This window comes from Lentzea nigeriaca (genome assembly GCF_016907955.1).
Taxonomy (GTDB): domain Bacteria; phylum Actinomycetota; class Actinomycetes; order Mycobacteriales; family Pseudonocardiaceae; genus Lentzea; species Lentzea nigeriaca.
The window spans coordinates 106,337-116,519 of sequence record NZ_JAFBCX010000022.1 but is presented as its reverse complement, the minus strand read 5'-3'; the positions used below and the strand labels follow the sequence as shown (position 1 = coordinate 116,519).

The following is a 10,183-nucleotide window of genomic DNA, read 5'->3' as shown; positions in this document are numbered from 1 at the left end:
TCGCAATCCACACCGAACCCGGAGGCCCTCCCTCATTCCAAGATCATCCGATCACGTGTCGGACCGTTCGCAACCTCGCGGGGCAGTACACCTAGCCGACGACGCCCTCGAACTCCAGGACATTGTCTTCCTGAAGCAGCGTGGCCAGCAGAAATGCCACGCTCGCCTCCCGATCCAGGCGGGTGTCGCACTCGAACCGCGCCAGCGAAAGATCACCCGGTTGGCGCGCGTAGACCTTCAACGACGTGATGTCGTGCAGCCCGAAACCGTCGTCGACGCCCCACCGCGCGAGGTTCGCCGCGCTCATCAGCTCCTCGGCGTCGTCCAGCGACGGTGCCGTGAAGAACAGCCTGCCGTGCAGGTAGACGCCCCGCGCGCCATTCGGCGTGATGATCGTGACCGGCGTGCCGGTGCGGCACGCCAGGAGGTGGAACACGATGCCGCCGCCGGGTGAGCCGACCACGGCCGCCGCGGGCAGGCCGCTCCACGTGACCGGCCGTTTCGCGAACGCCTCCGCCTGGCCGAGCAGGAACTCGCGGTACATCCGCGGGTTCAGGTCCTGCAGGTAGTTCCACATCCGGAAGACGTGGTGGTAGCCGAGTTTCCCGGCGATTTCCAGCGCGGCGCGGAACGCGAGCCGCGCGGCGTAGGTGTGCTCGTCGCACGGGGGAATTCGTCCGGCGCAGAACAGGTATTCGCCGTCGTGCGCGTAGGTGATCGCTTTGTGCTCGCCGGATTCCACGCCGCGTGAACTCGTCCAGATCTCGGCGAAACCGCTCTCGTCGTCGGCGAGAAAGACCGTCAGTTCCGGATACCCGGCCCGCAGCACCGGGTTGAACGACGTGCCGGCGAACCTCACGACGCCCAACCGGGAGCGGGCCGGGTCGTCCGGGACCGCGGTGAGCGGCTCGAACTTCGAGGACAGCGCACGAGCCCGCAACTGACGAGTCATCACTGGCCCTTCCGCAGGCGACCGGGCCAGGTTAAGTCGCGAAACTCCTCGCGTGTACCTCCGCGTCTCGTTTGGAGAGACGATCAATCCTCTTCATCGCCTGGCCATTTGCCGGTCAGCTTCTGGAATCCCTTGGCTCCACCGCGGTCGATCACGGCTTTCACCAGGCCGAAGATGGCTCCCTGCAAGGCCGCGGCCAGCAGGACCTCGCGCCACGTCCGGTTCCTCATCGTCGCGCTCGGCGCTTCTTCGTCACCCGCGACGACTTTCCAGACCTGACCGAAGATCGCGGTGGCGAGGAAACCTCCCAACGCGCCGAGCAGCATTCCCAGTGGGCGGTACAGGAACTTCATGCATTCCTCCTGGAAAGTTTCCAGATGACGAGGACGAGTGCGATCAGCACCGCCGCGATGGCCGCCGGATGCCGGCGTGCCTTCTCGACCTGTTCCGCCACCGGCTCCGGCAGCGAGTCGATCGCCTCGCTGGTGGCCCTGGTCATCCTGACTTTGGTCTCGCGCGCCTGTTCCTTCACCCGGCCGGGCACGTCGGCCTTGTGCGCCAACGCTTCCACGGTCTCACCGAGCTCGCGGCGGGTGCGTTCGACGTTGCGCTGCAGCTCTTCCCTGGGGTCGCTCATCGGTGCGCACGCTCCTTGATCGTGGCGATGTCCTCCTGGACGTTGTCCATCGCCTGCCGCGGCACCGGGGGAGTCGCCTGCTTGACCTGGCTGCGGCCCATGAGCGCGGCGATGCCCGCGATCAGCAGAAGGGCGGCCGCGATGATGAACGCGGCCGCCCACGGCGGAACTACCAATGCCAGCAGCAGGATCAGGCCCGCGACGACGCTGAGCCCGCCCCACCACGCGAACACGCCGGCCGCGCCGAACATCCCGGCGCCGACACCGGCGTGCTTGCCCTTGTCCTTCAGCTCGGCGACCGCGAGACGGATCTCATCGCGGGCGAGCCTGCTCACCTGCTCGGACAGCTGGTTGACCAGCTGTGCGGTCGACGTGTCGGTGTTCATGCACGTCAGGTACCCACAGCCGATCTGGACCAATCAGCCCTGCTGGGCTTGGCTCACCTGCGCGTGAACCTCTTCCATGTTCACGTCACGCGCCTGCTGGATCAGGCTGTCCAGCGCGTTCGCGGGCAGCGCGCCCGGCTGCGCGAACAGCACGACACCCTCGCGGACGATCATCAGCGTCGGGATGCTGCGGATGCCGAACGTGGCCGCCAGCTCCTGCTGCGCCTCCGTGTCGACCTTGCCGAACACGAGGTCCTCGTGCGTCTCCGACGCGGCCTCGAACGTGGGTCCGAACGCGCGGCACGGGCCGCACCACTCGGCCCAGAAGTCGACCAGGACGATGTCGGATCCGCCGACCACCTCGTCGAAGTTCTCCGTGGTCAGCTCGACCGTCGCCATGTGGTCCTCCTCGTTTCGCTGGGGGTACCCCGTTCAACGGACTCGACGCCGGTGGAATTCCCGAGGTGGGCGCCGCCACTCCCGTACTTCAACTTTTTGTGGACGTCCTCAACTCCACGTTGTACGGTCCCCGCCATGATGCGCCGCCTGCTCGTGACCTCGCTGCTCGTACTGGGGCTCGCCGCCTGCGGGTCCACGTCTGACACCACGCAGACGTCCACGCCGCCGTCGTCCGACCTGTCGTCGGTCAAGAAGGACGACCAGCTCGCCGCGCTGGTCCCGGCCGAGATCGCCTCGGCGGGCAAGCTGCGGGTCGGGTCGAACATCCAGAACCCGCCCAACAACTTCTACGACCAGGACGGCAAGACCCCGATGGGCTCGGAGGTCGACCTGATCAAGGCCATCGCCGCGAAGCTCGGGCTCAAGGCCGAGCACAGCGACATGGCGTTCAGCTCGCTGATCACCAGCCTGGAGACCAAACGCGTCGACGTGACGATGGCGGCGATGAACGACACCGCCGAGCGCCAGCAGAAGATCGACTTCGTCGACTACTTCACCTCCGGCATCACGATCATGGTGCAGAAGGGCAATCCCCAGGGCGTCAAGGGCCCGGACGACCTGTGCGGGAAGGGTGTCGCGGTGAACCTCGGCAGCTCGCAGGAGCAGTTCGCCAAGGAGCAGAGCCAGAAGTGCGTGGCAGCCGGCAAGCCCGAGGTGCAGCTCAGCGTCACCGACAGCGACACCGGCAACCAGAACCAGCTGCGCACCGGCCGGGTCGCCGCGATCCTCAACGACCTGCCGACGGCCGTCTACGTCGCGAAGACCGCCGGTGACGGCAGCTACTTCGAGGTCGTCCAGCTCCCGCCGATCAACGGCGGCCCGTACGGCATCGGCGTGAACAAGCAGAACGCCAAGCTGAGCGAGGCGATCAAGGGCGCGCTGCAGTCGCTGATCGACGACGGCACCTACACCAAGATCCTCACCACCTGGGACATCAAGCAGGGCGCGATCGCGAAGGCCGCCATCAATGGCAAGTGATCTCAGGGAAGACCTGGTCGTCGTGCCGCTGCGCCACCCCTGGCGGTGGTTCAGCGGCGCGGTGATCGTCCTGGTCATCGCGGGTCTGGGCTGGGCGATGGCCGAGGCGCAGATCCAGTGGGAGGACGTGCCGGGGTTCTTCACGCACCCCGTCATGCTCGAAGGCCTGCTCAACACCATCGTGCTCGCCGTCTGCGCGCAGGGCGGCGCGATCGTGCTGGGCGTCGTGATCGCGTTGATGCGGCTGTCGGCGAACCCCGTCGCGCGGTGGTTCGCCGTCGGCTACATCTGGCTGTTCCGCGGGCTGCCGGTGCTGCTGCAGATCCTGATCTGGTTCAACCTCGCGCTGGTGTTCAAGAACATCAGCATCCCGATGCTGTTCTCGGTGCCCACCAACGTGGTCATGACCGCGTTCGTCGCGGCACTGCTCGGGCTGGGCCTGAACGAGAGCGCCTACATGGCCGAGATCGTCCGCGCGGGCCTGAGCAGCGTCGACGCGGGTCAGACCGAGGCGGCGAAGTCGATCGGCATGACCCCGATGACGACGTTGCACAGGGTCGTGCTGCCGCAGGCGATGCGCGTGATCATCCCGCCGACCGGCAACAACTTCATCAACATGATCAAGGGCACCTCGATGGCGTCGGTGATCGCCTTCCTGGAGCTCATCCACGCCGCGAACAACATCTCCTCGCGCAACCTGGAGATCATGGAAACCCTGTTCGCCGCCGCGGCCTGGTACCTCGTGATGGTGTCCCTCGCGTCGGTCGGGCAGCACTACCTGGAGCGTGCGTATGGCCCTCGTTGAGGCGATCGGGGTCCGCAAGTCGTTCGGGCACACCGAGGTGCTGCGCGGGATCGACCTGGAGGTCGAGCGCGGCGAGGTCGTGTGCCTGCTCGGCCCCTCCGGCGCGGGGAAGTCGACCTTCCTGCGCTGCGTGAACCACCTGGAGACGATCGACGCCGGCCGGATCTGGGTCGACGGCGTGCCGGTCGGGTTCAGGGCTGCCGGCGGGAAGCTGTTCGAGCTGCGCGAACACGAGGTCGCCCGGCAGCGGCGCGACGTCGGGATGGTGTTCCAGCGGTTCAACCTGTTCCCGCACCGCACGGCGCTGGAGAACGTCATGGAAGGCCCGGTCCAGGTGCTGCGCCGGGACCGGGCCGAGGTGCGGACGGAGGCGCTGGCCCTGCTCGAACGGGTGGGCCTCGCGGAGAAGGCGGGCGCGTATCCGGGGCAGCTGTCCGGCGGCCAGCAGCAACGTGTCGCGATCGCGCGCGCTCTGGCGATGAAGCCCAAGCTGATGCTGTTCGACGAGCCCACGTCCGCGTTGGACCCGGAGCTGGTCGGCGAGGTGCTCGACGTGATGACCTCGCTCGCCCGCGACGGCATGACGATGATCGTGGTCACCCACGAGATCGGCTTCGCCCGCTCGGTCGCCGACCGCGTGGTGTTCCTCGTCGACGGAGCCGTGGTGGAGAGCGGCACACCGGCCGACGTGCTGGACAATCCACAGCAGCCGCGCACGCAACAGTTCCTCGCAAAGGTGTTCTGAGTTGATCGACTCCTCGTACCTCGCCCAGTTCCGCGAACCGGAGGGGTACCTCGACTTCGCCCGCTTCGGCCCGCCGTCGATCCCGGTGGTGCAGGCCACCTCGCGGCTGATGGAGCAGGCCTCGCTCGCCGGTCCCTCCACAGTGGACACGCTGATGCGTGAGGAACAACGGGTGAAGGCCGCCGTGGCCCGCCTGTGCCGCACGGACACCGATCATGTCGCTTTGGTGCCGAACACGTCGATCGGGCTGTTCCAGGCCGCTTTCGGGCTTTCCGGGACGGTCATGTACTCGGCCGCGGAGTTCCCGTCCAACACCTATCCGTGGGTGCGGGCGGGTCTGCCGTCGGTGCTGCTGGACGGCCCGGTGACGCCGGACGCGGTGGCCGCCGGGCTGGTTCCGGAGGTTTCCGCGTTGTCGGTGTCCGCTGTGGACTTCCGCACCGGTTATCGCGCGGACCTGGAGACCTTGCGCTCGGTGATCGGCGACCGTCTGCTGGTCGTAGACGGCATCCAGGGCTTCGGCGTGGTCGACGACCCGTGGGAAGTCGCCGACGTGCTGGTCGTCGGCGGGCAGAAGTGGCTGCGGGCCGGGTGGAGCACCGGTTTCGTCGTGCTCTCCGACCGCGCTCTGGAACGGCTTTCGCCGGTTCTGTCGGGCTGGACCGGCGCGGTGGACGCGGGTCTGTTCGACGACTCGGTGCACGACGCCGCTCCCGATGCCGCGTCCTGGAACATCACCAACCTCTCGCCGGTCGTGTCCGGTGCGTTCGCGGAGGCGTTGGAGCTGGTCGAGCTCGCGGGTGTGTCGACGCTCGAATCTGCGGTCGGCGAGGTGGTCGCGGAGCTGGAAGAGATCGTGCTGTCGTGTGGTGGCGAGATCGTGTCGGCTCGGGAACGCCGTGCGGGGATCCTGGCGTTCACGATGCCCGAGGCGGCTTCGGTGGTCGGGGAGGCGTTGAACGCCTTCGGAGTCACCGCGACCGTGCGGCCTGAGCACGTCCGCTTGTCGCCGCACGCCACGACCACGCGCGGGACGCTGGAACGGGTGCGGGCCGCGTTGAAGTCGCTGTCCGGGGCTGCTTCTTCGCCGGTGCCCGCGGCGTTGTCGGCGCTGGTGCCGACGGTCGAGAGTCTGGCCGCTGCCCTGGGGCCGGACACCGAGGTCGTGGTGCACGACCTGTCACGGCTGCCGAACTCGATCATCGCCATCGCCGGATCGTTGACAGGGAGGCAGGTGGGCGGGCCGATGACCGACCTGTTGCTGGGGCTGGTCCGGCGGGGGACCACCACCGACATGCCCGGCTACGAGACGTATGCGCCGGACGGGCGGGCGATCTGGTCGTCGACGACCTTCGTGCGGGATGCGAACGGGGTTGCCGTGGGGTGCTTGTGCGTCAACAAGTTGGCTGCGCACGAGGCTTCAGGACCCGTTGAGTCGTTTCCACAGGACGTGGACACGTTGCAGCGGGTGCTCGTCGAGAAGGCGATCGCCGATGTCGGGGTGCCGGTCGAGCTGATGAAGAAGGTGCACAAGTCGCAGGTCGTGCGAGTCCTGGACGAGGCGGGGTTCTTCCTCATCCGGGACTCGGTCGACCATCTGGCGGGTGTTCTGGAGGTCACCCGCTACACGATCTACAACTACCTCAACGAGAACCGAGGGACCTGATCAGCGCGTTCCAGGCAGGGGCCGAGAACGCGAGGACGCCGCCACTCGCGTTCTTCGAGTCCCGGACCAGTGCGTCGTGGGCCAGCGACACCTCGACGCACTCACCCTCTTCCGTTCCGACGCTGTAGCTGCTCTTACGCCAGGTGCGGTCCTGCATCATAGGGTTCCTCTCGCGGTTGGCCGACGTACTCCGCCAGCCTGCTCCGCGATTGTTCCGCACTCAAGGCGACCTGATCCAGGCGATCGAAGAGCAGTCGCGTTCGTGCGATGGCGCCAGGATCCTGCACGTATACGTTCGTGAGCTCGGTTTCGCTGTAGACCACGGGCCGCGCCTTGTCGAATTCCCACAGCGCACAGCTGGAAGCGACGACAGGAGCATCGGCGGGCACGATTCGGATGGCGTGCGCGTCGAACAGCAGCCGGACGTACTGGTCTTCCATGATGCGGCTGTCGCCGATCTGCAACCGCAACGCGTTCTCATGAACGAAAAACACGCAAGTCGGCCGGTTGTATCGGCGCAGGATGGCCTGACGGTCGGTCCGGAACTGGACGAGGGTCGGGATCCGCTCCTCTGTCACCATCCCGGTCATCCGGAAGTGACCGTCGGCGTATTTCGGTGTCTGGAGCAAGCCCGGCACCGACTGGGGCGAGTAGCTCGTGATCGCGGTGGCGGTGGACTCCGCCATCGCGACCGTGCGGAGGTTGTCCGACACCTGCACGATGTACTCGTCGAAGGCGTACTGGTAGCGCTGCTTGAAGTCCACTACGTAGTCGATGTCCTTGCCGCACATGGACAAGTACTGGATCAGGTCGATCTCGCTGGCGCGGGCTTTGCCGTGTTCTATGGTGGAGACCTTGCTCGGGTCCCAGCCGAGCTTCTTGGCCAGCTCGTGGCCCTTGAGGCCGGTGCACGTCTCGCGCAGTCGGCGTAGCTCGTCGCCGAGGTCCCTGCTGTACGCGGTGGAGGGAGTCATAGGCCGACGCTATGGCTTGTATCCAATACAAGAACTCGCTCGTTCGGGTGAAAACGTCGCTTGTTCAGCGGACCTCCGCCGCTTACCGTTCCAGGTGTGAGAGCGCTCTCAAAGGTGAGATGGCTGGCCGGCCTGGCCGCCACAGCGATTGCCCTGTCGTCACTGGCGTCGTCCACGGCCTCAGCGGCCGAGGACTACACGCAGAACGTGACGGCGCTGGACGCCACTCAGGCGAGGATCGACTTCACGCCGACGACCCCTGCCCTGTACGTCGACGTGCACTACCTCGTCACCGGTATTCCGCAGCAGAACTTCCGCATGACGAACAACGCCGGGACCTGGCAGAAGACCGTCGGGGCGCTGTCGTCGGGCACGGTGATCGAGTACTGGTTCACCTACGAGAAGAGCGGGCCGCAGTACGACACCCCGCACTTCACCTACACCCACGGCAGCGCGCCCGCGCAGGTCGCGACGCCGGCGTTCAGCCCGCCCGGCGGCTCGTACACGTCCGGGCAGACCGTGACGATCACGACGGCCACCTCGGGCGCGACGATCCGGTACACAGTGGACGGTTCGACGCCGACCGCGTCGTCTCCCCTCTACACCGGGCCGATCTCCGTTCCCGATACCAGGACCGTGAACGTGATCGGTATCAAGTCCGGTCTCACGAACTCGGCCGTGGCCAGTGCGACGTACACGATCGGCACGCAGCAGGGTTGCGTTCAGTCCGACAACCCGAACTTCGGGCCGAACACGCGGATCTTCGACCCGTCGATGTCCGCGTCGAGCATCCAGTCGCAGCTCGACGCGGACTTCAACATGCAGAAGGACACGCTGACGGCGCAGATGGCGCCGCGCCGGGTCGCGCATCTGTTCAAGCCGGGCACGTACAACGTCCATGACGACGTGGGCTACTACACGTCCGTTGCGGGTCTTGGGCGCAACCCCGGCGATGTCGTGATCAACGGTGACATCACGGTCGACGCGTTCAACGAGTCGGACAAGGGTGTCGCACTGCAGAACTTCTGGCGTTCGGCCGAGAACATGGCGGTCAACCCGAGCAGCGGCACCAACCGGTGGGCCGTGGCGCAGGCAGCGCCGTTCCGGCGCATGGACATCCGCGGCAACCTGGCGCTGTACCCGGCGTCGTACGGGTATGCCTCTGGTGGCTACACGGCTGATACGCGGGTGTCGGGTCAGACAGCGTCCATCTCGCAGCAGCAGTGGTACACGCGCGATTCCAACTACGGCAGTTGGGACGGCGGTGTGTGGAACATGGTGTTCTCCGGCACGCCTGGAGCACCGGCCAACACGTTCCCGTCGCCGCCGGAGACGACTCTCGCCACCACGCCGGTGTCGCGGGACGTGCCGTACCTCTACTTCGAGGGCGGCAAGTACCGGGTGTTCCTGCCTTCCTTGCGCACCAACGCTTCCGGGGCGTCGTGGATCGGCGGCGGCACGCCCGGGACGTCGTTGCCGATGAGCCAGTTCTACGTCGTGAAGTCCGGTGACACGGCGTCCACGATCAACGCGGCGCTGGCCAACGGCTGCAACCTGTTCTTCACACCCGGCATCTACCACGTGAACCAGACGATCAACGTAACCCGCCAGGACACCGTGGTGCTCGGCATCGGCTACGCGACGATCGTGCCGGACAACGGCGTCAACGCCATGCAGGTCGCGGACGTCGACGGCGTGCGGATCAAGGGCATTCTGTTCGACGCCGGGACGACGCGTTCTTCCGCGTTGCTGACGGTCGGACCGTCGGGTTCGTCGGCCTCGCACGCCGGTAACCCGACGACGTTGCAGGACGTGTTCTTCCGCGTCGGCGGGGCGGTCGCGGGCAAGGCGACCAACAGCCTGGTCGTCAACAGCCACAACACGATCATCGACCACACCTGGGCGTGGCGCGCCGACCACGGCGACGCCGGCACGTGGGGCTGGACCGAGGCCGAAGGTGACACGGGCGTCGTCGTCAACGGCAACAACGTGCTGGCCACCGGGTTGTTCGTGGAGCACTACCAGAAGTACCAGGTGATCTGGAACGGCCAGGGCGGGCGGACGATCTTCTTCCAGAACGAGATGCCGTACGACGTGCCGAACCAGGCCTCCTGGATGGCTCCCAACGGGGTCACCGGGTACGCGGCCTACAAGGTCGGCGACAACGTCACCACGCACGAGGCGTGGGGGCTGGGCAGTTACAGCTACTTCAATGTCAATCCGTCGGTGCGGGCCGAGCACGCGTTCGAGGTGCCTCAGCGGTCTGGCGTGAGGATGCACAACCTGCTGACCGTGTCGCTCAACTACCAGGGGACGATCACCCACGTGGTGAACGACATCGGGGCCGTGACGCCGCCGGGCACGGTGCCGGTGAACGTCGTCAACTACCCGTAGCACCTGGTCGGGTGTTGAGGTTGATGAGGGGAGCTTCCCGAGCCTCAGGTTGAGCGTTGAGGAAAGCTCCCCTCATCAACGTGGTTTCGCGGTCGCGCGACGTGGGGCATGGTTCGAGCACGGACGTGTTGGTGGTAGAAAAACGCTTGTTGATGTTGGGTTGGTAGTACTTGCAGGACTCTGTTGG

General features: G+C 66.5%; 12 protein-coding genes. 5 read left to right on the top strand and 7 right to left on the bottom strand.

Annotated elements, in window-relative coordinates; all coding sequences use genetic code 11:
- Positions 1–91: 91 nt before the first annotated feature.
- The 5 genes from JOD27_RS40605 to trxA all read right to left on the bottom strand — a co-directional run bounded on the left by JOD27_RS40605 (position 92) and on the right by trxA (position 2,374).
- On the bottom strand, positions 92–952 hold the full coding sequence (locus tag JOD27_RS40605; RefSeq protein WP_204767695.1) for a chorismate transformation FkbO/Hyg5 family protein: 861 nt from the start codon (positions 950–952) through the stop codon (positions 92–94).
- Positions 953–1,035: 83 nt separating this feature from the next.
- The gene (locus JOD27_RS40600) at positions 1,036–1,305 is read right to left on the bottom strand and encodes a DUF4235 domain-containing protein (RefSeq protein WP_204767694.1); all 270 of its coding nucleotides are present in this window, start codon (positions 1,303–1,305) and stop codon (positions 1,036–1,038) included.
- Positions 1,302–1,589 (bottom strand): DUF3618 domain-containing protein, encoded by a 288-nt coding sequence (locus tag JOD27_RS40595; RefSeq protein WP_204767693.1) that lies wholly within the window; start codon positions 1,587–1,589, stop codon positions 1,302–1,304. Before JOD27_RS40595 ends, JOD27_RS40600 begins: the two co-directional genes overlap by 4 nt.
- Positions 1,586–1,975 (bottom strand): phage holin family protein, encoded by a 390-nt coding sequence (locus JOD27_RS40590; RefSeq protein WP_204767692.1) that lies wholly within the window; start codon positions 1,973–1,975, stop codon positions 1,586–1,588. The genes JOD27_RS40595 and JOD27_RS40590 overlap by 4 nt, the downstream gene beginning before the upstream one ends.
- Positions 1,976–2,008: 33 nt before the next feature.
- Positions 2,009–2,374: a thioredoxin gene (gene trxA, locus JOD27_RS40585; protein WP_204767691.1), complete on the bottom strand. Its 366-nt coding sequence runs from the start codon at positions 2,372–2,374 to the stop codon at positions 2,009–2,011.
- Between the two features lie 135 nt (positions 2,375–2,509).
- On the opposite strand from trxA, the gene JOD27_RS40580 reads away from it, so the two are divergent.
- Genes JOD27_RS40580 through JOD27_RS40565 form a run of 4 tightly spaced genes read left to right on the top strand, consistent with a single transcriptional unit; the run spans position 2,510 to position 6,628 of the window.
- Positions 2,510–3,412 carry an ABC transporter substrate-binding protein gene (locus JOD27_RS40580; RefSeq protein ID WP_204767690.1) on the top strand — a complete coding sequence of 301 codons (903 nt, stop codon included), beginning with the start codon at positions 2,510–2,512 and terminating at the stop codon, positions 3,410–3,412.
- On the top strand, positions 3,402–4,217 hold the full coding sequence (locus tag JOD27_RS40575; RefSeq protein WP_204767689.1) for an amino acid ABC transporter permease: 816 nt from the start codon (positions 3,402–3,404) through the stop codon (positions 4,215–4,217). The genes JOD27_RS40580 and JOD27_RS40575 overlap by 11 nt, the downstream gene beginning before the upstream one ends.
- Complete coding sequence (locus tag JOD27_RS40570) at positions 4,204–4,962, top strand: amino acid ABC transporter ATP-binding protein (protein ID WP_204767688.1); 759 nt, start codon at positions 4,204–4,206, stop codon at positions 4,960–4,962. Before JOD27_RS40575 ends, JOD27_RS40570 begins: the two co-directional genes overlap by 14 nt.
- Before the next feature lies 1 nt (position 4,963).
- On the top strand, positions 4,964–6,628 hold the full coding sequence (locus JOD27_RS40565) for an aminotransferase class V-fold PLP-dependent enzyme (RefSeq protein WP_204767687.1): 1,665 nt from the start codon (positions 4,964–4,966) through the stop codon (positions 6,626–6,628).
- Here JOD27_RS40565 and JOD27_RS40560 read toward each other — a convergent pair.
- Together JOD27_RS40560 and JOD27_RS40555 are read right to left on the bottom strand one after the other, a co-directional pair.
- The gene (locus tag JOD27_RS40560) at positions 6,606–6,785 is read right to left on the bottom strand and encodes a DUF397 domain-containing protein (protein ID WP_204767686.1); all 180 of its coding nucleotides are present in this window, start codon (positions 6,783–6,785) and stop codon (positions 6,606–6,608) included. The genes JOD27_RS40565 and JOD27_RS40560 overlap by 23 nt on opposite strands.
- Positions 6,763–7,602 carry a helix-turn-helix domain-containing protein gene (locus JOD27_RS40555; protein ID WP_204767685.1) on the bottom strand — a complete coding sequence of 280 codons (840 nt, stop codon included), beginning with the start codon at positions 7,600–7,602 and terminating at the stop codon, positions 6,763–6,765. Before JOD27_RS40555 ends, JOD27_RS40560 begins: the two co-directional genes overlap by 23 nt.
- A 123-nt stretch (positions 7,603–7,725) precedes the next feature.
- Between JOD27_RS40555 and JOD27_RS40550 the strand changes: the two genes are divergently transcribed.
- Entirely contained in the window at positions 7,726–9,996 is a 2,271-nt protein-coding gene (locus JOD27_RS40550) for a pectate lyase-like domain-containing protein (RefSeq protein ID WP_239571264.1), read from the top strand.
- Positions 9,997–10,183: the final 187 nt, after the last annotated feature.

Coding starts and splice junctions, on each gene's coding strand:
- JOD27_RS40575 (WP_204767689.1), top strand. CDS start 3,402: ATGGCAAGTGATCTCAGGGAAGACCTGGTCGTCGTGCCGCTGCGCCAC.
- JOD27_RS40560 (WP_204767686.1), bottom strand. CDS start 6,785: ATGCAGGACCGCACCTGGCGTAAGAGCAGCTACAGCGTCGGAACGGAA.
- trxA (WP_204767691.1), bottom strand. CDS start 2,374: ATGGCGACGGTCGAGCTGACCACGGAGAACTTCGACGAGGTGGTCGGC.
- JOD27_RS40600 (WP_204767694.1), bottom strand. CDS start 1,305: ATGAAGTTCCTGTACCGCCCACTGGGAATGCTGCTCGGCGCGTTGGGA.
- JOD27_RS40595 (WP_204767693.1), bottom strand. CDS start 1,589: ATGAGCGACCCCAGGGAAGAGCTGCAGCGCAACGTCGAACGCACCCGC.
- JOD27_RS40605 (WP_204767695.1), bottom strand. CDS start 952: ATGACTCGTCAGTTGCGGGCTCGTGCGCTGTCCTCGAAGTTCGAGCCG.
- JOD27_RS40590 (WP_204767692.1), bottom strand. CDS start 1,975: ATGAACACCGACACGTCGACCGCACAGCTGGTCAACCAGCTGTCCGAG.
- JOD27_RS40580 (WP_204767690.1), top strand. CDS start 2,510: ATGATGCGCCGCCTGCTCGTGACCTCGCTGCTCGTACTGGGGCTCGCC.
- JOD27_RS40555 (WP_204767685.1), bottom strand. CDS start 7,602: ATGACTCCCTCCACCGCGTACAGCAGGGACCTCGGCGACGAGCTACGC.
- JOD27_RS40570 (WP_204767688.1), top strand. CDS start 4,204: ATGGCCCTCGTTGAGGCGATCGGGGTCCGCAAGTCGTTCGGGCACACC.